A 23,443-nucleotide genomic window follows, 5' to 3' on the forward strand; every position below is an offset into this window, starting at 1 on the left:
ACTTATTATACCAGTTGTTTACAATAGGTGTTGTACAATTCATTTTACTTAATGCGTCGCGCCACCACATTCTACAATATCCACTTCTATTTCCGTTGTCATCTCAACTGCTAATTGTATACCTTTACTAATAGTAGAAAGTGACATACTCGGTTGACCTGGATAATTGCTCGCTTGCTCTGGTAAGAACGGAATATGAATAAATCCACCTTTTATTTTCTTATCATGTTTCTCTAGTTCGTGCATGAGACCATAGAATAAATGATTACAAACGAATGTACCTGCCGTTTGTGAAACAGATGATGGTATACCTTCTTCACGAAGTTTTTTCACGATTGCTTTCATCGGAAGTGTAGACCAATACGCATTAGGTCCTTCTTCTACAACCGGCATATCCACCGGCTGATTTCCTTCATTATCAGCAATTCTTGCGTCGTCAACATTAATTGCTACACGCTCTATCGTAATATCTGGTCTGCCCCCAGCTTGTCCAATACATATAATCATTTCAGGCGACAACTCTTCTATATACTCTTTTAATACTCTTATTGATTTATGAAATACGGTTGGAACTTGTTTACTAATAATCTTGTACTCTCCGATTGTTTTTTCATGCAAACTTTTTACGACTTCCCAAGCTGGATTGATACTTTCTCCGCCGAACGGATCAAATCCTGTTACTAATACTGTTTTCATAGTTTCACTCTCCTAATTAGAAACGATATACAAGGCCGTACATAATAAACATATTTATAATAAAAATTGAAAGAGCAATTGGTACTTGTGCTTTAATGACTGCATTTTTATCTTTCAGTTCTAAAAGCATCGCAGGTACGATATTAAAGTTTGCTGCCATTGGAGTAAGCAGCGTTCCGCAATATCCAGCAAACATACCTAATGCTGCCATAATTGCTGGGTTTCCTCCGTGCATTTGCACAATTAAAGGTAAGCCAATTCCTCCAGTAATAACGGCAAATGCTGCGAATGCATTCCCCATTACGACTGTAAATAGCATCATTCCTAAACAATAGGCCATAACAGCAACGAATGGATACTCTGTCGGTAACACTTGTCCGACTAAATCAGAAACAACTTGTCCAACGCCAGACTTCGCGAAAATACCGCCAAGTGCTGCTAACATTTGTGGTAAAATAACTGCCCAACCAACAGCTTGTAATAACCTACTTCCTTCTTGAACAGGCGTTGTTATTTTGGATTTTGTAATACGCATCGCTGCAACGAATGCGAGTAATGCTCCTAACGCTAATGCAACTAATGTTACTTTATCTGGATCAACAAGTGCGACATTTCCCCATTTAATTTTCCCTAACGTTAATGTACCGATAATTGTAAAAATAGGTATTAATAGTGCAGGCATGAAAATTTTATTCTTTAATTTCTCAGCATGTTTCACACGTTCTTGCACTGGTACTTCTTTCTCCTCAGATTTTGTTACTTTATTTAATGAAGCTAAAACGACCATAGCGAGCACAATACAGCCAACATAAAACGAAGGGATTACATTTCCGAATAAAAATGTAACTGCAAACAATGCCCAAAATAAACTAGAACCAAATCTATTTGGATGTTCACGATCAAATGCAATACGAACAGCGATAAATGCAACGATGATACCTAATACATAATAAATTGTATCCATTGTTATGATGTTCATCTTATATAGCCTCCTTCTCTTGGTTTTCTTCTGCCTTCATTGTTTTCTCTATATACTTATCAAACCTTCTAAACCTAATCCAGCTCACAATCAGTGCCGATATCGCAGTTGGAATGCCCCAAAGCGCCATATCCCATACACCGACATGCATACCTACTGAATCGAAGAATCCTTTCATTAATAAAATGGCACCAGTTGCAATGAAAATATCTTCTCCGAAAAACCAAGCTGTGTTTTCCGCAGCTGCTGCGTTTGCTTTAATCTTTTCTCTTAATTTATCAGGGAGTTTACCATATTTACCTTGCGCAGCCCCTTCTGCCATCGGTGCAACGAGCGGTCTCACTGTTTGCGCATGACCTCCAATATTCAGTCCAAGTGCTGCTGATGATTCTCTTATCGTAAAATATGACATTAATACTTTTCCAGTTGTTGCTCCTTTTGATTTCGTTATAAGTGCTTCTGCTCTTTCTTTTAAGCCATAACGCTCTAAAATTCCGATTACCGGTAAAGTTAATATGATTGGCATAGACATATATCTGTTTTCTATGAAAAATTTACCGAACATGCTGATCACATCATAAAAACTTAAGCCTGAAACCATACCAGTAACAATACCCGCAACCATTACTACTAACAGTGTATTTAGCCTAAATAAAAATCCAACCGCAACAAGTAAAATCCCAATTAATTTTATCAATTTTAGCACTTCCCCTCATTTTTAATCCCGCTAATTAAAGTTTCACTTTATTTCGGTGCACAAATAGAAATACCGTTAAGTTCGAATGTTCTGTATATTACACCCGCAAATTGGACTGCTTTCTCTCCGTCCCCGTGTAAACATATCGTTTGCGCTTGAACTGCTACTTTCTCCCCATTGACCGATTCTACATACCCTTCTTTCACCATTTGAAGTACTTGTTTTATTGCTTCATCTTCATTTTTTATAAGAGCATTTTCTTCTGTACGGCTCGTTAAAGTTCCATCCTGCTTATACGTACGATCAGCAAAAGCTTCTTGTACGAGAGTTATATTATATTTTTCTGTTGCCTTTATAAATGCCTCACTATTCGCTAATCCGTAAAGTAATAATCCAGGGTTAATATGATAAATTGCCTTTGCGATTGCATCCGCAATTTCCGAATCCGTTGCTGCCATATTATATAAGGCACCGTGCGGTTTTACATGTTGCATTTTCCCTCCAGCAGCTTTAACAAATCCGTCTAATGCGCCAATTTGATACAAAACATAATCGTATACTTCACTTGCTGAAACGTGCATGTTCCTTCTCCCAAATCCAATTAAATCAGGAAAGCCAGGGTGTGCTCCTATTGCTACGTTATGCTGCAGAGCTTTTTCAACCGTTTGCCGCATAACGATCGGATCACCAGCATGAAAACCACAAGCAACGTTTATAGAGGAAACGAACGGAAGAATTTCATCATCATTCCCCATTTTATAAGCTCCAAAACTTTCTCCTAAATCACAGTTTAAATCGATTGTAGTCACGATGTTTTCCTCCTAATCTCAGCTTCGTAAAGCGATGAATTTCTTTAATAGACTCATACTTGTTTCCTGCTTTATATATAATTGTGCAGCGTCTTCCATAGTTATTTTTTCAAAAGTCACATAGTCTCCTGGTTTCAGCTGCGCTAGAAGAGGTAAATCTACTGAAATTACATTTCCAATTCTCGGATAACCACCTGTCGTTTGTCTATCAGCCATTAATATAATAGGCTGTCCACCATTTGGTACTTGAATTGTTCCGAATGTAACTGGGCTCGATAAAATTTCTATCTCTTCAACTCTATTTAAAACATCTCCGTCAAGCCTATATCCCATGCGATCAGCATAATTGGACACTTTATACTCTTTCGAAAAAAACGACTTTATACTTTCTTCTGTAAATTGATCATATTCAAAGTCTGTTATGACGCGAAGAATAGGATGCTTCTTATATTTTGGTAAAGCATTGTTACAAATTGCCCACTTCGTTTTTATACGCTTTTCTTCTTGTGAATTTTGAATGAAACGACTTGCAACTTCTGCCCCTGTACCAATTTGAAAATAATCTCCTTTTTTCAGCATTCTCCCTTCAATACCGCCAAGAGCAGCACGTATGTAAGTACTTTTACTTCCCATCGTACGATCAATATTTATACCACCCGCAAAAGTCACATATGCTCTGCAACCACTCTTTGCTTTTCCGAGACAAAGCATGCTTCCTTCTTCAGCTAATATGGGACGCCATAATGGAATACGTTCTCCATTTAATAACGGTTCCATATCCGCACCGCCAATCGCAAGCAATGTCGTTTTCTTTATTAACATTTTAGGTCCCATTATTGTAATTTCGAGTCCAGCTTCATTCTCTTCATTACCTACTAACATATTAATCATCCTGAGCGCATTTTTATCCATTGCCCCGCCAACAGGTACACCGTATTGTTGATAATGAGATCGCCCTAAATCTTGGACTGTTGTAAACATTCCTGCATGCAAAATCTCTACATCCATTCTTTAGCCCCCTCAAGCGATACGTACTCTTCTTTTGTTATTGGTATAAATCGTAAATACATACCACTTTGAATATATGTTGGTGTTTCTTCTTTGGGATTAAATAGAGAAATAGGTGTTCGGCCGATAATATTCCAGCCTCCTGGTGTTTCAAGCGGATAAATACCCGTTTGATTTCCACCAATCCCTACTGAACCAGGAGCGATTTGTAACCGTGGTGTTTCTTTTCTAGGTGTTTCTAGTTCTTTTGATAATCCCCCTAAATAAGGGAAGCCAGGCGTAAAACCTAACATATACACGAAATATGTTGTTTCACTATGTATTCGAATAACATCCTCTACTTGTAAGCCTTGATAATGCGCAACCTCTTCTAAATCAGGTCCATACTCTCCCCCGTAACACACTGGTATAGAAATATGTTTCACATCTCGGTTCACTTCTTCTTTATATGAATCACATAGCTCCCTTATATACTGGCAAACGTAATCATATGGCCTTATATTTCTATCATTTTCCTTCCATACTTCGTACAAATTGTAGTAAACCGCTAATGAAGTAAACGACGGAACGCATTCAACCATTCCTACAAATGGATGCCGCCTTAGCGCTTGAAATAATCGTTGCACTTTTTCGTATATATCCATCCCAATTTCTTCACCAAATGTAACAATAATTGCTTGATCCCCTAACGCAGAAAATTTCATCCCACTCCCTCTTTCTATGCCAAAAAGCCAAGTTCTTTCGAAATGCGATTCGCTGTTTCTTTCACTTTCGCAGTAAAATATGAAATGTTACTTTCGCTATACTCAATTGCCAATCCCGAAATACTAATACCTGCTACAACCGTTCCATCATTCGCAAAAATCGGAGCTGCTATAGCCGCTGTATGATTTTCTAATTCAGAATAGCTAATTGTGTATCCAGCTTGTTTTGCCATATGTAACACTTCTAGTAAATGCTCCTTATTCACAATCGTTCCATCTGCAAACTGCTTTAAATCAGTTTCCTCTACGTACTTTCTTTTCTCTTCCTCAGAAAAATACGATAGTAAAATTCTCGGACATGCACCCGCATAAAGCGGTGCTCTTCTTCCAACCGCCGTATAAACACGTACTGGCTGAGCTCCTTCCATCTTCTCAACATAAATTGCATCATTACCATCTTGAATAATTAAATTTACTGCTTGCCCTAAACTATCTCTAAGCTCTTTCATATAAGGAATTGCAATATTTCTTACGGATAATCGTTGCGAAACAAGTTGACCGAATCGTAAAAAAACGACTCCGAGACGATACTTGCCCTTTTCTGTTTTTTGTAAAAAGTCCATTTCTTCTAACGAGCCAATTAAACGATAAACAGATGTTTTCGGCATGCTCGTAAGCTGAACCATCTCTGTTAAACTTAGCTCCTCATGCTCATAAAACAACTCTAAAATATCCATTGTCTTAACTGCCGTTTTATTTATACTCATCCTATCTCCTTTTCGTTCCGAATTTCGGAACTTCAATTCCGTTTTTCGAAACAAACATATAATTTGAAATTATAAAATATTCTTTCAATTCTATCAATATATTTTTCGTGTATATCCTCCGATAAATTTTGTCAGTCATTTAAAAAAACGTAAATAATTAAATGCATTTGTAAATTTCTACATTAAGTTATTACATTTCTAATATTTTTATTTATTATGGTATATGTACAACAAAATGTGAGGAGTGTTTCTTTTGAAAAGACTGCTAGTGATTCCTGCAATTATGCTATCTTTTTGTATAGGGGATAATGTAACATTTGCGACAAATGAAGATACTAATTTAAGCTCTCAAATTGAACAACGTCTCATAACTAATAACAACGTTGCCTTTTTTGGATCAAGCACCTATAGTTTCAATTATTTTGGAGGAGATAACTTAAACGTTCTTGTGCAAAATATAGGTGATTCTCCTTTTCGTTACACTCTATATAACGCTAAAAATTCTTGGATGATTGACGGAACTTTAAAACCTGGGGAACAAGCGATAAGCGAATTCAATATTCACTGGACTGATTGGCTTCCTGACGGTGAATATGCAATTGTTTTTAGAAATAACGATGGTTCACTTTCCAAAGTTCACATTGCTACAAAACCGTTAGATTGAAAATTTCAATAATAAAGTATGTAAGTGTAGATTTGAAATAAAGTGTTATCAATTTACATTAATAACACTGATATAGAAAAAAATATAAAGAGCATGTTTTGAACAATCTTTGTTCAAAACATGCTCTTCTAATAGCTATTCAAATTATTCTTTTTTTAAACATGATTGATTATTTGTTTCCCTCGTTCAACTAACAAGTCCATTAATTGAACGTTAATTGTTTTTCAAGATTGTTCTTTTAGCTTTTTTAATAATTCTACTAGTTGATTTTATGTCAGTATCCTTTGCCCATTCTTCACACAAGTTGATTACCCAATCCGGTTTGGTTTTACTTGCATCATTTAACCAGTTTCCAACTGAATCTTGGACATATTTTGAAGGATCTGATTTAAGTAAATTAAGAATAGGAAGTGCTTTATCAGGTTCTTGTTTTAATGTTTCAATATGTTTACTCCATACCCCCCGAGGACGAATAGATTCTACAGAGAACCTGCGAATATTCTCATCTTCACTTTTTGCCCATTCTACTAACAACTCCACACTTTTTTCTATATTTTGTGAAAGGTCTTCTCTAATAGACATCCAAGCAATTTCTCGAACACCAAAGTGATGATCCGCTGCAAAAGGTCGAATGTACGTTAATTTATCTTTTAATGTGTTATTTGTTTTTTTATTCATAAACGCTGCCCAACATCGTACACTATCTGAAATATGATTAGATAATTTTAACAGTAAGTCTTCCTTTTTCCTTTCACTCTCTTCGCGTATAACTTTATCCAATAAAGTTCCTATTATTCGAATGACTTTCATTCCAGTTTCAACGTTCTGTTTTTCCAATTCAGCTACTATAAACTCCAAACTATCCTTGAGTCCTATTGAAGGTAAGACATTTTTAAGTAGTTCAATATGATTTATAGCTAGCCATTCTGTTAGATTAACACTTTCTAATTTCCCTTGCTGTAGTAATTGTAAGACCTCTTTAGGAATTTCGTTTACTTTCTTGGCTCCTTTCCTGCTTAAGATAGCTTCTGCTTCTGCTTCTTTCACTATCATTTAATTCCCTCCTCACAATACTATTTTCAAATAAACAGAGGCCATTTTGAAAAATAATAATCAAAATGGCCTCTGTCCTTCTTAAATGAACATTCAGTTTCACAAAAAAATTTGATTCAAACGCACTTGGATTTCTTTAATCAAAAAGAATAAAACGGTGCAACTTTTTTATAAACAGTACGACTTTATTTCAAATCGACAGGAAGAATATTTCTCCCATACTTGCTTTATAACGCTCTTACTTGTTTCAATGGCCAGAAAACAGCTTGCCCTTTTCCGACAATTTCATCTTCTGAAATAAATCCAAACATACGACCGTCTTTAGATACTTCACGATTATCCCCTAAAACAAACACTTGGCCCTCTGGCACTTTCGTTTTCCCTGTGATTTGTTCTAACGTAAAATCAGGAGTTAATACACGACCAGACGCCTTTTCTTTAAATTCTTTTAAATACGGTTCTTCCATCGCCTTTCCGTTTACATATAAAACATCATCTTTATACTCAACTGTATCACCTGGTAAACCAATTACTCGTTTTACTAAATCGTACCCTTCTTTTCCGTGGAAGACGATAACGTCAAAACGATCTAACCCGCTTATACTATAACCAATCTTATTCACGAGAACTCGCTCATTATTTTCTAAAGTTGGCATCATCGATTCACCTTGTACTAATGACGGCGTAAATAGCACCCCACGAACGATAAAGGCAATCGCAAGTGTAATACCTATCGTCTTAATCCATGAGATCAATTCTTTCTTCGTATTTGTCTTCATCGTCTCTCCTCTTTCTTACATACTTACTTTATTATTTCAACTAACTCTTGTACTAAATTTAGGTCAATTTCAGAAAAACATGACTTACCTTCTCTAACCGCTGTACCTACATGCGCCTGCGTAATTCCAGTTTCATCTAGCAATTGTTTTACATTCTTTTTCGTTACTCCGCTTCCGACAACAAGCTGTATATTCCCTTCACTTTCCTTTTGCATTGCTGCAAGAACCGGAATATTATCTACTACATTTCCTTGTCCGCCTGAAGTTAAAACGTGAGTAACTTTATTGAATTTCTTCAAAAATTTCATCGCTTCTACTGGATTTTCTGTATCATCTATCGCACGGTGATACGTTACATTTATTCCATCTACAACAGATAATAAATCTACTAATTTCTCTTCATCAACTTCATTTTGTTCATTTAACACACCTAATACAACACCAGCAGCTCCAAGATTTTGAGCAACTACAATATCTTCTTTCATCATTTCAATTTCTTCTTCCGTATATGTAAAAGACTTTGCATGCGGACGAATCATAACATGAACTGGTATTTGCACTGCATCTACTGCTTTTTTTATAAAAGCATAGCTCGGTGTTAAACCACCTTCTGTATATGATGAAATGAGTTCAATTCGATTTCCACCAGCCTTTTCAATTCGCTTCACATCTTCTAAACAAGTTGCAATAACCTCTAGCATGAGATAACCTCTTTTCGTACTTTTTTCTTATTATACAGTAGGTGAAATAAGAAACATAGCATTCCACTATAAAACTATAAAAAGAAGAATGAAAAGAAAGATTTATTGAATTGATAATAAATATCATATATGTTATGTTTCCCTTAAAATTATAAATTCTTATATTCCTATAAAAGGAGATGAATATATGATTCTTACAAAAAAACGGTTCGTTATCTCTAGTTCATTTATTGTAATTGCATCACTTTGCGCGATTACTTTATTAACAAAACCAAATACAAAACTAGATTCCTCAACTTCAAGTATTGAAACAGAAACGATTACCCTTTCATCAAGCAATAAAGAAAAATTTCAAACCTTTCATTCATCTTCATTTAACAATACACATACATTCCGCGGGGACATGGGTACTGGATTTGACTTTAGTGGTCTCAGTGACCTAAAAGTCACAGTTGAAAATACCGGTACAAATGCATTTACATATTCAATCAAATCAAAAGATGAAGAGAAACTAGTAAGACATACAATAAAACCAAATGAAGGTAAAACATTTACTTTGCGTTCATTAGTTACCTCTCCTGAGCCAGGGTACTATTATTTATCCGCTTATTATGAGGCTTGAGGTGCAACCGGAATAATGCAAAAAGTAATATAATGGAGAGTATATCGCTAAAAGTGAAGATGGATGTTTAAACATATTTCAGTCTAACACTTACATCGAATCTAAACTCACCCAATGAAAAAGTCCGTCATTTTGACGGACTTTTATAATTTCAAGCGTTTCTTTCCTCAGTTTTCATATCAATGCCTAATTGATCTTCCAATAACTTTACACCTTTTTTTGTAAGATGAACGGCTCGATTCTTATCCGTTTTTGTAATCCATTCCTGTTCAAAAAACAGTTTTGCTATTGCAGATCCTAACCAACCAGAAATATGGTAGCGTCGTTCACTCCAATCAAGACAAGGTTTTGCAAATACCCTCCTTTTTATATCGGCCTTATCAATATTTATTCCAAAATTCAGAAACCACTCCTTACCTTGTTCCGTTACAATGTATTCTCCTTCCTTTAAAATTATAAATTCCCTGTGTAGTAATTTTTCAGTTATCTCTACACCGAGTCTGCCTGCAAGATGATCATAGCAAGTTCGAGCATAACGAATTTGTTTTAGTTGATCCGATTGTTTTAAAGACCGAATTTGGACTGTTGGTGCAATTGTTCCTAACTTTTCAAGAACTTCTGCTACCTCTTGATTAGCAAGTCGATAGTAACGATGTCTACCATGTTGTTCAACTGTAAGTAGATTCCCCTCTACTAATTTAGAAAGATGAGAACTAATCGTTGGATGTGACACTTTTGCCTTATAAGCCAATTCGCTAGCAGGTAGTGCCTGATTGTTCATTAAACAATCTAAGATAATTGCTCTTGTAGGTTCAGCAATTAGTTTAGCTATATATGAGATATTCGGATATACATTCATATTTCGATGATACCCTAACTGTTAAATTGATACAATTATTTTAAGTTTAATAGTAAAGGAGAATGTATTATGAATGCAATTGATCTTAGTATATTAAATTTGAAAGAAACGAGAAGGCGCTCAGAAAAATTATGGAATTCTCTTCCCGATAATTTTCTTAATTGGAAACCTGATCATGAGGCTATGTCCTTTGGTGAGATGATTCGTCATGTTTGGACCTCAACTTTTTACTATCATATGATTTTAAAAAACAACGGCTCAATAAATGACATACATATCCCGTATGATAACGAGCCAATTACTTGTGTAAAAAAAGAAATTGAATTGGCACAATCATACTTTACTAACTTCATAGAATATGTTCAATCAATAAGCATAGCTGAGCTAGATTCAACCCTTATTGATCGAAGCGATGTTGGCTATCAAAGATATTTAGGCGACATGCTATTACGAATTGCCTATCATGATGCAGTTCATGCAGGTCAATTTTTACAATATTTACGTATGATAAACTTGGAAAGACCTTTAATTTGGGATTAAAAGTTGCCAAACTAACATTGCAATAAATATTCTTTCAGCCAATAACAATCCAAAATCATAATAACCATTTATATTAAAAATCTACATCTCAATTTGGTACGTCGTACACATAAAAAGCACGTGTTCGATTACTAATCAAACACGTGCTTTCAAAACAACTATATTGTCCATAAACAATAAAATGTAAGTTTAAAAAACTACGACCGAAACGCCGCATCCGCCAGCATAGATAGTGTTGCATCATCCATCGGCGGATTGTGTAGCCCTGCTCTGACGTTTAAATAATAACGATGAAGCGGATTTTTTTCGGATAAACTTTTTGCTCCTACGATGCGCATTGCTTTATCTACAATAGATATTGCCGCATTTGTTACTGCATATTTCACTGCCGCTAGTTCGGCTTGTAATGATAGTTTATCCTCTGCCTCATCGTACTTTTTCGCAATTTGATATAAAAAGACGCGAGCTTGCATAAGCTCAAGTTCTAATTCTCCAACTAACCTTCTAACATTCGGTAATAAACTTATAGAATGATTTAAACTGTTTGGCTTGTATGATACCGCAAACTGAACTGCATAATTTCTTGCTGATTGTGCAATTCCTAAATAACATGCTGGTATATGTAGCAACCAGCCAATACCCTTAGCTTTAACTTTTGAACCCTTTATATCAGTGAAAAAGCGATTTGGTATCTCTACATTTTGTAAAACGAGATCATGGCTCGCAGTTCCTCGCATTGCGATGCTATCCCACGTTTCTTCAATTGTCACGCCTTGCGTATTCTTTGGAATGACAAACTCTCCGATATCTTCCTGGCCTTCAATACTTGCTGAAATGATAAAATAATCAAGTACTGGTGCCATTGTCGTAAACGTTTTTCTTCCATTTATAATCCACTTCTCACCTTTTTTGACAGCTAACGTCTCTGGTTTCCCGCCGCGAGTAGGACTACCTGTATTCGGCTCTGTCGCTGCTCGATTAAAAAGCGCACCATTACGTACTTCTTCACAAAACCAAGTGAACATTTCCTCATTCCAAGAACGATTTTCAGCTAATTCCTTTACAATGCCAAGGTGCCATCCAATCGATAATGCGGTAGCACCGCAGCCTTCTGCTATTTTCTCTTGAAATAAAACGAAGTCATATAAAGAAATCGCATTGCCTCCCCATTCTTTTGGCAACGTTAATTTCGTATATCCGATATCTTTCAAATTATTAATATTTTCATACGGAAATGATCCTAATTCACTTAGTTGATGCTCCCTTTCCATGAACTTCGGAATCAATTTATTTATTTTCTCAATAACTAAAGATTGTTCTTCTGTTTCAACAAATGAGAGTGCCATACATAATCTCCTTTATGTCCGATTCATAAACCGTTCATTTTGTCATTATGATTATATGAAGTTACTCCTCTATTGTTTCACTATTCCGATAAAAATACAATGCTTTTGAACAATAAGAAAAGTTCCTATAAAAAAGATAGGTTCTTTTCTTATATTAATCCCCTTTCAATGCCTTTAATGGCAAAGAGGTTACATATCCAATATACGAGCATAATTCTTTAAAAAAGAAAGGGATTTCTGTATCTAACGTTTTATACGCTGACGTTGGAGTTGGTGATGCATACGCTTCAATTTTAATATGTTTTGCAATTTTCATTGCACGTTTCATATGAAGTGGATCACTCACAATCGTATATGTGCGTATTCCGTTCTCTATTCCAACTTGCTTTGCATTCTTTAAATTGTCCTCTGTGAAAAGGGATTTTGTTTCAATTAGAATATCCTCTTCTTTCACACCATGTTTCAGTGCATACACTCTAGCAGTACGCGCTTCCTCAAGCTCTGCCTCAAACTTTGTACCACCTGTGAAAATAATCTTTTTAATATTACCGTTCTTATATAAGGAAATTGCATGATTAATTCTTTCTTTAAATACAGGAGATGGTTTTCCGTTCCATGAAGCTGCTCCCAGCACGATACCAGCATCTGTCTTCACACCATCATCTGTTTTAAAGCGATAACTCCAAATATCGTAAGCTGCATAACTTACATATAAAATAATAGAACAAATCATAAGCAAGAATACTTGCAAGATTCTTCTTTTCTTACTTTTCTTATTTTCTTTCATTTATAACTGCCTCCGTACATCATCCATACTTCTATATAAAAACGTATATATCAAATCATTTTGTTTGAATTTGTTTAAAAGAAGGAATTTTTCTTATCATATATATGCATTAAAGGGTTTTCATTTAAAATTGAGGATTATCAATTCATTTTTAGTTTGCGGTTTTCATTACATTTATGTAATTTATAAGTTTATTACCATACAACTACATTGTAACGAATTTTTTATCATAATGGAATGATGAAACAAAAGAAGTAACTATTTTGTAAGAAAAAAGGTATATTTTTCAACTAGACGATCAATACACCTTTCTTAATATGAATTATCGTTTTTCTTTATACGATTCTAATTTTTCTAATAACCGTTCCTTTACAGCTGGCCATTCACTTGCAATAACACTATATACAACTGCATCTCTAACATGCCCACTCGGTAATTTTCTTTCGTTTCTAAGTACACCCTCTTTTACTGCGCCGAGTCTTTCAATTGCTCTTTGTGCTTTTTCATTTCGTGCATCCGTCTTAATTTGTACCCTCCGCATATGCAACTTTTCAAAAGCATATTGTAATAACATGTACTTACATTCCGTATTCATACTCGTACGTTGCACACTTGGGTCATACCACGTTTTCCCTAATTCCACCGTCTTATCTTCAACTGAAATGTTATATAAGCGTGTACTCCCTACTATTTCATTTGTCTTTTGATCCACAACAACAAATGGCAAATCCTTCCCTGCCCCATAAGCTTTTATCGCCTTTTGAACATATTGCTGCATATCTTGAACAGTATCCATTTTAGAGATTAAATACGCCCAAATATCTCGATTTCCTTCCACGATTGAAAACATTTTTTCGACATCATTGCTATCCATTAACCGTAACTTTGCTCTTTCGTGAATCATTTCCATTTGTAAGCCCCCTTTGTTGTAACTATATCATACTCTATCAATGTTATATCGTTATATAAGAATATAAAAGCGTTTTATATTGAGGAATAAAATATATCTTTAAAATAAAAAGTGCGATGCCTTTTATTCAAGCATCGCACTCATAAATTGAATTGAAATTTACTTCTTTTCCATTACCGCAAAATAATTATTTTCGCTATCTGCAAAATTAAATATTCTACCTGAAGGCATATTTACAATTTCTCCAACTGTAACGTTTTTGTTTACTAAATCACTATATAAACTATCGAATTCTTTTGAGAAGAACATTAAAGAAGGTGTACCAAGATTTAACTCCGGCTGCATTTTAGCAATTAGCTCCTTATTATGGAGAATAATACTTGTTTCAGCTTCTTTAGTTGGAGCAATTTCAATCCATCGCATTCCTTGACCGTTATCTTCCTCTGAAATTACAATAAATCCTACTTTTTCTGTCCAGAATTCCTTCACTTCATCTTGGTTATTTACATACAACATGATTTGACCAACATTATTAATCATTTATTTTAACGCTCCTTTATAAACAATTTTTATTAAACTCCATACACTTACACCTAATTATCACCGAAAATAAAGTTGCGGTACAAAAATCTATTTTAGCGACTCCAATCGCTCGTTCAAACGATCCCAAGTTTCGGTGATACCTTGTAGCATGCCCATGTCCATAACAGTCTTAAGAGCTTCTTCTGAAACATATTCAGCACGGTTTATTAGCTTTGTCTTTCCACCTAAATCGATGAATTCCAATGTCATCTCGGTTGACGGCATAGAATCATTTACATTGCCTTCAGCATCCGAAAAGTAATCGGTGTAGACAATTTTCTCTGGCTCAATAATCTCTTTATAAACTCCTTTGCCCCATGATTCCATACCAAAAAATTGCCCCAGGTTCTGATCGATACACTTCATACAGTAGTGCCAAACGCCTCCCGGACGGAAGTCGACAGTGCATGCTGGAATTTCCCAGCCCCTTGGTCCCCACCAGTGTTTCAAATGCTCTGCTTCTTTAAACATACTGAATACAAGATCACGCGGTGCATCGAAAACACGCTCCAGTACTAATACTCGATCGTTCTCTACTCTTGATACCATTGTATTGTTTGACATGTTAATTCCTCCTTAAATATGAACTGATTTTATAACTTTTCCTTTTTTTGCAATTCCTTCAAATACTCATCTAAATTATCGAATCTCTCTTCCATCACACGCTTAAATGACTGCACCCAACAATCAAGTGCTTGGAAAGGCTCAGGTCGGAGCTTGTAAATCCGGCGATTAGCTTCAGCCTGCACTTCCACAATCCCTGTATCGCTTAACACTTTTAAATGTTTCGAAGTTTGTGGTTGCCTTAATCCCAAATGTTCGGCGATTTCCCCAACGGTTAAGGGACCGTCACGCAAGAGTTCAACGATATTCATACGATTCGGTTCAGATAAAGCGCTCAACGTCGTCATATTCACGCCCGGAATTTTCCCCGACATATCACTCACCTCGTTAAGTGATGGTCTCCGGTTATAACACATCAATATCATCACTAATATTATTTTCCTGTTGAATCGATTATAACCAAAGAGGAATATTCCCGTCAAGGAATATTCTAAAACTAAAGTAATACCACATCGTTACTTAATAATACGAATGGATTAAAAACATTTCACAAACCTATGTTTTACGATAAAGTGGTGCTTTAGTCAGTGGGTTTTGGAACGATTTTCGCGAAGGCTTTGTTTTTATTTGGTCCAAGAAAGCTTTAACACTTTTAATACTATTTAACGCTACAGTATTTTTTGTCACCTTTTTATTTGATAGTTTAGGCGTTTTATTGGTAGGTTCTTTCTACTTTCCACAAATTATCCCTTAAATTACATCGGTATAATTGTTATACTGAATATTGGAATATATTTAAGGAGTTGTTTTTATTTGTTAACTGTATTTATGTTTTTATTTTTGCTACTTTCTATTAGTGCGATAGTAGCTTTAGTGGTAGGTCTTATTAAGCCGGAAAGAGTGATCCGTTGGGGTGCTACTCGTACTCGCCGCCGGGTATTATTAATTACAGTACCTACTATTCTTGTTTCGTTTATATTCGCTAGTTATTTCGCTTCTAAATCTATTACACCGGAAGAAAAATTAGCTATGGATAAAAAAAGAGAAGAACAACAAATAGCTAAAGAGCAAGAAAAAAAGAAAAAAGCTGAAGAGAAAAAAATCCAGCAAGAAAACGAAAAGAAAGAAAAAGAAGAAAATGAGCGTAAACAAAAGGAAGCTAAAGAAAAAAAGGCCCAAGAAGAAGCTGAGGTTAAAGTTAAAAAAGAGGCTGAAGAACAACAAAAACAAGCTGAATTAGAAAAGAAAAAGCAAGAGCAACAAGAGAAGAAAGCTCAAGAAGAAGCTGAGGCTAAAGTTAAAAAAGAGGCTGAAGAACAACAAAAACTTGCTCAAATAGAGAAAGAAAAAGAACAACCCAAAACACCAGCTACTCCGAATGGCACTACAGCAGATGTAAATGGTGGCTCTTATTCGAAAGATGCGATTAAAACCACCCTTAATCGTTTAAATGATAATATTAATTCTTGGAAAACTATGAATGGTGGAAAGTTAAATACACATGATGTAGTAGCTATTAATAGTGATTTGAAATTTGTTCTTGAGCATGTTCAAGATTTAGAATCTGATATAGGTAGTAATAGTCAAATAGAACAATTTAAAAGGGCTATCAATGCTCATATCAATGCATTTGAACAAGGATCTGTAAATAACATTTCTAAGTTACTTATCCAAGCGAACGCTTTATAATAAAGAAGGACCCTTTATAGAAGGGTCCTTCTTTATTATAGATTTATCTCTTTAAAACTCAGAAATAACTGTTCCCGCATTTATATAACACATGTATATTACTAATATTTTTATCACAAATATTAATTTTCAAATCTACTTTTTATATGTTTCCAACTTTCCCCTTTTGATAATACCTTTCCTTTTTAAAGCAACAAATAAGCAATCGGCGTAATAATAAGCAACGTTAAAATCGTTCTTTGCACATATAGAATAATAAGCTCAGATACTTTTAACGGAATATCTGTTGATAATATACAAGGAATTGAAGCGGAGAAAAACAAAATAGATGATACCGAAACAACCGCAATAACAAACTTTGTCACAAGCGGTGCACTTACAACTAAAAGAGAAGGTAAAAACATTTCTGCAATACCAACTGATACTGCTTTAGCAGCTAGGTCTGCTTCTGGAAGTTGTAAAGCCCATGTAAATGGATAAAAAATATAACTAATCCAATCAAATATTGGCGTAAACTTTGCTAAGACGATACCAATTAATCCTACTGACATAATTGATGGTAAAATTCCCATTGTCATTATAAATCCGTCTTTTAAATTCACTGCGATATTTTTCATAATACTTGGCGCGGATTTCGATACTTCTAATGCATCTTCCCAAGCTCGCTCTAACATTTTCTCTTTATAAACGGGCTCTGGGAATCCTTCTTTCGTAATATATGTATCTGGTTTTCTACTAAGAGGCGGGATTCTTACGGTGATAGCGGTCACGATGAATGTTACAACAAGAGTAGTCCAAAAGTAAACATTCCATAAATGCATAATGTCTAATGTTTTTGCGATGATAATCATAAATGTAGCGGATACTGTAGAAAAACCTGTAGCTATAATTGCTGCTTCTTTCGTCGTATACTTTCCTTCTTTGTACACTCGATTCGTAATAAGAAGTGCAAGCGAATAACTCCCCACAAAGGAAGCCACCGCATCGATTGCTGAGCGCCCAGGTGTTTTCCATAACGGTCTCATAATCGGACGACAAAACGTGCCGATAAACTCAAGCAATCCGTACCCGACTAATAGCGCTAAAAAAGCCGAGCCGATTGGAACGAGTAAACTTACTGATATAACTAACTTCTCATACAAAAACGGTCCAACATCTGGCGCAAAGAACCAAGCTGGTCCTACTTTCAAACAATATAATACGCCAAAAACAACACCTACTACTTTTAAAATAGAAAAACAAATGTCTACGATAGATGCATTCCACTTCTTCGTATAAAATGGATAAATCGCACCCATTGCCATAACAAGTAGTGCGTAATAAGGTACTACCGAAGGAACCGTAGCTCTTATCCACGATACGATATGATCAATCATAATAGACGAAGCACCGTTTATCGTAACAGGAACAAAAAACATAAACACACCAACTAGACTAGCAAGTATAAACCGAAGTATAATCCCCTTCTCTCGCCCTGTCTTAATTACATTCCTTTTTAATTCAATTTCACTCAAAATTCGACACCTCCTATTATCTAAATATTCTGTATAATAACGTTAAATCCCTTTTTTAATTCCGAATATTTAATCATGCAAAAAAGCCTATTTTGAAATATACAATCAAAATAAGCTTTTTCTATTACCTCTTATAATCATCCACAATTACTTGAATTACACGATAAGATTCTTCTGCTACTTTCTCATTACTATCCCTATTCGCATCATATGTAATTAACGCCTTCCAAAGCGCCCATCCTCTCGCTCTATTCCACGTTTCTTCATCCATGCGCAATACTTCTTTAAATACCTTTCTACTACTCTTATCCAAGAATGTCCATGCCATCGCTGCATCACAAGCCGGATCGCCTACTCCTAAAATACCAAAATCAATTACGGCGCAAAGCTTTCCGTCCTTAACGAGTAAATTTCCTGGTGCAACATCTCCATGAACCCAAACTGGTTTACGCTCCCACGTTGACCTAAGTGCTAAATCCCAAAGATGCTGTAATAATGTCTCATCAAAAACATCCTTATTATTTTCAATAGCCACTCTCGCTTCTTCATCGTATACAGATATAAGTCCGCCTCGGTAAAAATTATGTGCTCCAGCTACTGGCCCGTTACTCGCATCAATTGATTGTAACTCTATTAAAAATGAGCCTAAGTCCGCCGCAAATTCATTTAAGTCACGGACATTTTGTTTCGTCACGGTCTCCCCCTCGATCCACTTATTAATAGACCAAGGCCATAGATATTCTTCAGATGGATTCCCTTTCACAATTGGTGCAGAAATTGGTAAAGAAAGTTCCTTATTTAATATTGGAAGCCACTTGTTTTCTTTCTCTACTTGCGGCGCATATGCTGCATCACTTGGTAATCTTACACTCATCTCATCACCTAAGTGAAACGTTCTATTATCATGCCCACTAAACTTTACAGGTTTCACTTCTAAATGTGCCCATTCTGGAAACTGTTCCCCTATCAACCTTTTAACTAAATCAGTATTAATATGATTCATTTCCTTCCCCCTTTATATACCTATCACACGGATAAACGCGTTCTACCGTCATTTTCGTCTGTAACATATTCAACATAAAACCCTTGATCAATTGCGTTTTCATACATCAATTCAATCGCTTCTTGGTCTTTAGCGTAAACTGTGACGTATGTACAATCCGCAACTAGTAAAACTAATTCACACTTACTCTCTTTAAATTCTTCATATGTTTCAATATCTACTACTTCCTCTCCTTTTGGATACGCTTTTAAATCTGCAAAAATAACATAATATATATTGTCTTTAAATAATCTTTTCAAATCTGATCCTTCCACTATACTTGGTTCTTCTGGAAATAATGCCTCATCCAATCCACCACGTGCTACTAAGTATGACTCCTCACTCCCCACCCACCAATTAAATGAAGAAATATCAATCGGCTTTAACACTTTCCAAAGTAAATTATCATATTCATTTGGAATATCTACTGTAATTCCTCTTTTCATTTGTTTGCTCCTAGCTTATTTATTTCCGTCTGCCTTTCATACATTATATACCTAATTCAACTACTATATTTTGTCGATACCTATGTAACTTGTATTTCACCGCGAAAAAACCGTCCCACTACTTATGAGACGGTTTCTTTCTGCTTATATTTAAGTTTGTCATTCAATTATTGCACTGCGTTTTAAAATAATTTCTAATATGTTCAGCACATCAGCTATTCATTTTTAACACTCACTTCGACTTCACAAAATAATATAAAAACCACACCGCATGATTTTGTTCATCTGCAGCTATTCTGCGCAATAACTCTTTCATAGATGCATCTGCTGCTTCATCTGAAATTTCCAAGTAAAAATCTACGGTCTTTTGCTCATCTTGTATAGCGAACTCTAATCCCTGTAAGTACGTATTAGGGCAATTTTCCGTAATCTGTGGTTTCGGCTGTCTGCCAGTTAAATTCGTATAGATTTGTACAAAATGATGAAAATGCCTTATTTCATCATTACGGATTTCAAGAATTTGTTTTTGTTCTACTTGATTTGGAGCCATGTTAGCTAATTTTGCATAACAACTTATAGCGCTATACTCTCCGTTTATAGCTTTTTCAATATCACGAATCAGCTTATCATTTTGCCTATACCAATCATCATAATTCGAATTATACATCGTATCCCCTCCATTATTTCACATAACATTTTATGCATTTCGAAATAGTAGGAGCATGTATACATAAAAGAACAGCATGGACTCATTCTTATAGCCCTTTTACTCCAATCCTTTTAAAACATTGAAACAATCTAGCTATCACTACTTTCATTTCCTGTCGATTAAATATTCTATAATGATTTCACCACAAAAAAACGCTTCACTACTAGTGAAACGTTTTTATCTTTTAAATGTTTAATTCAGTTTTATTTCCTCTTCTTATTTTATTGACATCACATCAAAAAATGTATTGATTCTTATTTATATACAATTTTAAAATACGAATAAACAGTTAACACATAATATCCGAAATAAATTATGCAAAATACACCGCTACTAATTAAAATAGGAATTATGATATTAAATATAGGCATGTTGCTTATTACTGGTAAAGCAAATAAGCTATGAACAAGTCCAATTATCACGGGTAAAATAAAACTAAAACGAACTTGTTTTGAAATTGACTTTCTTACCTCTTTTTTCGTAACACCAATCTTACGAAGAGTCTCATAATATCTCTGATTAGCATGCGCTTCAGATAATTGTTTGTAATAGATAATAGAACCTGTTGCCAGTACAAATACACCCCCTAAAAAACCTCCAATAAATAATATAGTCCCATACGTCTCCATAACATCTAAATTTGTTTTATAGAAAGTATTGATTTTAATATCATCAGCAGCAGGTACTATCTTTAATAAACCTTCTGTCAACTCTTTACTATCCTTTTGTTGCGTTACATCAATATTTTTCACAATATAGGTCTGATGTGTTTGCTTAACCATTTCATAGAGCTGATCAGGTACAATGACAACCAAATCTCCTAAATTTGTTAGTTTACGCATTTCGATACCCTGAATGACAGATATTTTCGGCTCAACTTCAAGGGGTAATTGAAGTCTATTTCCCTTTTCAAAATTCTTATCAGGCTGTAGATTATATATAACTACTTCTCCTGGATTTAATTTGACTTTCTTCACTCCTAAATTTTTAGCATTATTATTCAAAATAGATTGGGATATAAGCTGAAAATCATATGCTATTTTATAAGGGGGATTGGGTAGACTTGTATTTCCTTCTTCCTCAAAAGGCCCTCCCTTAACTGTTACCATTTCAACTTCAAAATCACGGATAATTGAATTTTTTTTCTTGTTCTCTTCGAAAACACCCTGTATGCCCTTTTCAATTGCATCCTCTTGTTTTTCATATGAAAAACTGTACGGTGCCTTGTTTTTTGCTTCAGCTTCTCCATAAAAATATGCCGATGTAACAGTCCCAATCGCTGTTAAAGCTACGGCACTTAATATAGCAATTGTCGCAAGTAACCTTGCATTTCCTTTTACTCGATATAATGACTGTGAAATGTTCAGTATGCTCATACCATTATAAAACATTGTCCTTTTACTTCTCATTTTCTTTAATATAACAACTGTATAAGACGTGAATAATAAATATGTCCCAAGAACAATTGCAATCAAAATAATAGCCGGAATATACATAGGTTGCTTATCCGTAGGGGTCTGCACAATTTTTATGATTTCACGAATAAAAAAGGCTGACAAATAACCTAATCCTATTAAAATAATGCTCATGTATGCCATGATTCTAGATACTTTTGGCATACTTTCCCCTTGATGATCAGCTTGAAACATCTCAATTAAAGAAAATTGATAAATTATGCGAGAGTTTCTCCAAGCCGTATATAATAAAATAGCTAAAAAAACTACGGATGTGTCTATCAGCGCCTTTATAGAAAACTCAAAATGAACGGGCACCTTTAATTTCATTAAACTCATTAGTATTTCAAAAGCTAGCTTTGAACTCCAACTACCAATTAGTACTCCCATTACTAAAGCTACGCTCCCCATTATTATGGTTTCACAAAATAACATTGTACCGATTTGTTTTTTAGTTATACCTAGTAAAGAGTATAACCCTACTTCTTTTTTACGCTTTTTTATAAAGAAATTTGTAGAGTAAATAATAAATATGGCAATAAAAACAATAAGAACTACTTTTGCAGATTGAAGAAGGTTCTTAGTCTCCACACTATTAGTCAATGCTGCATTTATTTGTGTATTATAGCGAAGTGATGCAAACATAAAATAGATAACTATACTCGCAGTTAGGGACACAAAATAGATTATATACTCTTTAAAATTACGTCGTATATTCCGTTGAACGATGTCAAATAACGTCATCAATTGCACCTCCAGAAATGACGGACATTACGTCAACTACTTGTTGGAAGAACTGTTTACGTGTTAATTCCCCGCGATGTAATTCTTTACATAACTCACCATCTTTAATGAAAACCACTCGTTTACAGTAACTTGCCGCAAACGCGTCATGCGTCACCATTAAAATGGTTGAGTTATCCTGTTCATTTAATAACTTCATACTTTCTAATAAATTTGTTGCTGACTTAGAGTCAAGCGCTCCTGTTGGCTCGTCTCCAAAAATCATACTTGGATTTGTAACTATTGCACGAGATGCTGCGCAGCGCTGCTTCTGTCCCCCAGATACTTGGTATGGGAATTGATTTAAAATATGCTCAATCCCAAACTTCTTCGCAATTTCCAAAACGAGTCGATCAATTTCGCTCGCTTCCACTTTTGATAGCGCAAGTGGAAGGGCAATATTCTCTTTCACCGTTAGCGTATCTAATAAATTATAATCTTGGAAAATGAAACCTAAATGATTGCGACGGAATAATGCCAACGTATCATCATTCATCTTCACGATATCTTCTCCATCAATTAAAATCTCACCGTTCGTCACATTATCGATTGTAGAAAGAACATTTAATAGAGTCGTCTTACCTGAACCAGAAGGTCCCATAATTCCAACGAATTCACCTTCTATTACTTGTAAGTTAATACCTTTCAACGCTTCAAATGTATTTCCGCCTGTGTCATATACTTTTTTAATATTTTTTGCTTCTAATACTGTTTTCATTTTTATATTCCTTTCTTTTCT

27 protein-coding genes are annotated in these 23,443 nt (G+C 35.0%); 4 read left to right on the plus strand and 23 right to left on the minus strand.

The genetic code is table 11. The annotated features are described in order from the left end of the window. Window positions 1–48: 48 nt before the first annotated feature. Genes pcp through MR155_RS10665 form a run of 7 tightly spaced genes read right to left on the minus strand, consistent with a single transcriptional unit; the run spans window position 49 to window position 5,660 of the window. Entirely contained in the window at window positions 49–696 is a 648-nt protein-coding gene (gene pcp / locus MR155_RS10635) for a pyroglutamyl-peptidase I (RefSeq protein ID WP_242309650.1), read from the minus strand. Window positions 697–712: 16 nt separating this feature from the next. Further along, on the minus strand, window positions 713–1,675 hold the full coding sequence (locus tag MR155_RS10640) for a DUF979 domain-containing protein (RefSeq protein ID WP_219302949.1): 963 nt from the start codon (window positions 1,673–1,675) through the stop codon (window positions 713–715). Between the two features lies 1 nt (window position 1,676). Next, window positions 1,677–2,372, minus strand: coding sequence for a DUF969 domain-containing protein (locus MR155_RS10645; RefSeq protein ID WP_113935811.1), 696 nt, complete (start codon window positions 2,370–2,372; stop codon window positions 1,677–1,679). 47 nt (window positions 2,373–2,419) lie between these two features. Continuing rightward, a complete protein-coding gene (pxpA, locus tag MR155_RS10650) occupies window positions 2,420–3,181 on the minus strand; it encodes a 5-oxoprolinase subunit PxpA (RefSeq protein ID WP_219302951.1) in 762 nt (253 codons plus the stop codon). A gap of 18 nt (window positions 3,182–3,199) precedes the next feature. Further along, on the minus strand, window positions 3,200–4,189 hold the full coding sequence (locus tag MR155_RS10655; RefSeq protein ID WP_242309652.1) for a 5-oxoprolinase subunit C family protein: 990 nt from the start codon (window positions 4,187–4,189) through the stop codon (window positions 3,200–3,202). Continuing rightward, complete coding sequence (gene pxpB, locus MR155_RS10660) at window positions 4,180–4,893, minus strand: 5-oxoprolinase subunit PxpB (protein WP_242309653.1); 714 nt, start codon at window positions 4,891–4,893, stop codon at window positions 4,180–4,182. Before pxpB ends, MR155_RS10655 begins: the two co-directional genes overlap by 10 nt. A 14-nt stretch (window positions 4,894–4,907) precedes the next feature. Next, window positions 4,908–5,660, minus strand: a complete 753-nt coding sequence (locus MR155_RS10665; protein ID WP_242309655.1) for an IclR family transcriptional regulator — start codon at window positions 5,658–5,660, stop codon at window positions 4,908–4,910. Between the two features lie 253 nt (window positions 5,661–5,913). On the opposite strand from MR155_RS10665, the gene MR155_RS10670 reads away from it, so the two are divergent. Further along, window positions 5,914–6,324: a hypothetical protein gene (locus MR155_RS10670; RefSeq protein WP_061675625.1), complete on the plus strand. Its 411-nt coding sequence runs from the start codon at window positions 5,914–5,916 to the stop codon at window positions 6,322–6,324. Between the two features lie 213 nt (window positions 6,325–6,537). Here MR155_RS10670 and MR155_RS10675 read toward each other — a convergent pair whose 3' ends face one another. The 3 genes from MR155_RS10675 to MR155_RS10685 all read right to left on the minus strand — a co-directional run bounded on the left by MR155_RS10675 (window position 6,538) and on the right by MR155_RS10685 (window position 8,857). Further along, on the minus strand, window positions 6,538–7,377 hold the full coding sequence (locus tag MR155_RS10675) for a DNA alkylation repair protein (RefSeq protein WP_002142360.1): 840 nt from the start codon (window positions 7,375–7,377) through the stop codon (window positions 6,538–6,540). Window positions 7,378–7,604: 227 nt separating this feature from the next. Beyond that, window positions 7,605–8,156 carry a signal peptidase I gene (gene lepB, locus MR155_RS10680; protein WP_002084707.1) on the minus strand — a complete coding sequence of 184 codons (552 nt, stop codon included), beginning with the start codon at window positions 8,154–8,156 and terminating at the stop codon, window positions 7,605–7,607. 23 nt (window positions 8,157–8,179) lie between these two features. After that, window positions 8,180–8,857: a copper homeostasis protein CutC gene (locus MR155_RS10685; protein WP_242309657.1), complete on the minus strand. Its 678-nt coding sequence runs from the start codon at window positions 8,855–8,857 to the stop codon at window positions 8,180–8,182. 187 nt (window positions 8,858–9,044) lie between these two features. Between MR155_RS10685 and MR155_RS10690 the strand changes: the two genes are divergently transcribed. Further along, entirely contained in the window at window positions 9,045–9,479 is a 435-nt protein-coding gene (locus tag MR155_RS10690; RefSeq protein WP_242309659.1) for a hypothetical protein, read from the plus strand. A 151-nt stretch (window positions 9,480–9,630) separates the two neighbouring features. On the opposite strand, the gene MR155_RS10695 is transcribed toward MR155_RS10690, so the two are convergent. Next, window positions 9,631–10,338, minus strand: coding sequence for an ArsR/SmtB family transcription factor (locus tag MR155_RS10695; protein WP_242309661.1), 708 nt, complete (start codon window positions 10,336–10,338; stop codon window positions 9,631–9,633). Window positions 10,339–10,407: 69 nt separating this feature from the next. On the opposite strand from MR155_RS10695, the gene MR155_RS10700 reads away from it, so the two are divergent. Next, window positions 10,408–10,878, plus strand: coding sequence for a DinB family protein (locus MR155_RS10700; protein WP_219302968.1), 471 nt, complete (start codon window positions 10,408–10,410; stop codon window positions 10,876–10,878). 197 nt (window positions 10,879–11,075) lie between these two features. Here MR155_RS10700 and MR155_RS10705 read toward each other — a convergent pair whose 3' ends face one another. The 6 genes from MR155_RS10705 to MR155_RS10730 all read right to left on the minus strand — a co-directional run bounded on the left by MR155_RS10705 (window position 11,076) and on the right by MR155_RS10730 (window position 15,441). Continuing rightward, entirely contained in the window at window positions 11,076–12,224 is a 1,149-nt protein-coding gene (locus MR155_RS10705) for an acyl-CoA dehydrogenase family protein (RefSeq protein WP_219302969.1), read from the minus strand. A gap of 154 nt (window positions 12,225–12,378) precedes the next feature. Then, window positions 12,379–13,011: a YdcF family protein gene (locus MR155_RS10710; protein ID WP_002033016.1), complete on the minus strand. Its 633-nt coding sequence runs from the start codon at window positions 13,009–13,011 to the stop codon at window positions 12,379–12,381. A 322-nt stretch (window positions 13,012–13,333) separates the two neighbouring features. Further along, window positions 13,334–13,921 carry a GNAT family N-acetyltransferase gene (locus MR155_RS10715; RefSeq protein WP_071772973.1) on the minus strand — a complete coding sequence of 196 codons (588 nt, stop codon included), beginning with the start codon at window positions 13,919–13,921 and terminating at the stop codon, window positions 13,334–13,336. 159 nt (window positions 13,922–14,080) lie between these two features. Then, window positions 14,081–14,461, minus strand: coding sequence for a VOC family protein (locus MR155_RS10720; protein WP_000609551.1), 381 nt, complete (start codon window positions 14,459–14,461; stop codon window positions 14,081–14,083). 90 nt (window positions 14,462–14,551) lie between these two features. Next, the gene (locus MR155_RS10725; protein WP_219302972.1) at window positions 14,552–15,067 is read right to left on the minus strand and encodes an SRPBCC family protein; all 516 of its coding nucleotides are present in this window, start codon (window positions 15,065–15,067) and stop codon (window positions 14,552–14,554) included. Between the two features lie 29 nt (window positions 15,068–15,096). Then, complete coding sequence (locus MR155_RS10730) at window positions 15,097–15,441, minus strand: ArsR/SmtB family transcription factor (protein WP_012261209.1); 345 nt, start codon at window positions 15,439–15,441, stop codon at window positions 15,097–15,099. Between the two features lie 439 nt (window positions 15,442–15,880). Between MR155_RS10730 and MR155_RS10735 the strand changes: the two genes are divergently transcribed. Continuing rightward, the gene (locus MR155_RS10735) at window positions 15,881–16,756 is read left to right on the plus strand and encodes a hypothetical protein (RefSeq protein ID WP_002084698.1); all 876 of its coding nucleotides are present in this window, start codon (window positions 15,881–15,883) and stop codon (window positions 16,754–16,756) included. 185 nt (window positions 16,757–16,941) lie between these two features. Here MR155_RS10735 and MR155_RS10740 read toward each other — a convergent pair whose 3' ends face one another. The 6 genes from MR155_RS10740 to MR155_RS10765 all read right to left on the minus strand — a co-directional run bounded on the left by MR155_RS10740 (window position 16,942) and on the right by MR155_RS10765 (window position 23,422). Next, the gene (locus tag MR155_RS10740; protein ID WP_113935823.1) at window positions 16,942–18,270 is read right to left on the minus strand and encodes a YjiH family protein; all 1,329 of its coding nucleotides are present in this window, start codon (window positions 18,268–18,270) and stop codon (window positions 16,942–16,944) included. Window positions 18,271–18,394: 124 nt separating this feature from the next. Then, complete coding sequence (locus MR155_RS10745) at window positions 18,395–19,273, minus strand: aminoglycoside phosphotransferase family protein (RefSeq protein ID WP_242309663.1); 879 nt, start codon at window positions 19,271–19,273, stop codon at window positions 18,395–18,397. 23 nt (window positions 19,274–19,296) lie between these two features. After that, entirely contained in the window at window positions 19,297–19,758 is a 462-nt protein-coding gene (locus MR155_RS10750) for a DUF2691 family protein (RefSeq protein WP_242309665.1), read from the minus strand. 232 nt (window positions 19,759–19,990) lie between these two features. Beyond that, entirely contained in the window at window positions 19,991–20,425 is a 435-nt protein-coding gene (locus tag MR155_RS10755) for a ferritin-like domain-containing protein (RefSeq protein WP_242309667.1), read from the minus strand. Window positions 20,426–20,721: 296 nt separating this feature from the next. Continuing rightward, window positions 20,722–22,665 carry an ABC transporter permease gene (locus MR155_RS10760; protein ID WP_242309669.1) on the minus strand — a complete coding sequence of 648 codons (1,944 nt, stop codon included), beginning with the start codon at window positions 22,663–22,665 and terminating at the stop codon, window positions 20,722–20,724. Continuing rightward, the gene (locus MR155_RS10765; RefSeq protein WP_242309671.1) at window positions 22,652–23,422 is read right to left on the minus strand and encodes an ABC transporter ATP-binding protein; all 771 of its coding nucleotides are present in this window, start codon (window positions 23,420–23,422) and stop codon (window positions 22,652–22,654) included. Before MR155_RS10765 ends, MR155_RS10760 begins: the two co-directional genes overlap by 14 nt. Window positions 23,423–23,443 lie beyond the last annotated feature (21 nt).

Origin of the sequence: Bacillus cereus group sp. BfR-BA-01331, from assembly GCF_022663915.1 — a bacterium.
Classification (GTDB): Bacteria; Bacillota; Bacilli; order Bacillales; family Bacillaceae_G; genus Bacillus_A; species Bacillus_A mycoides.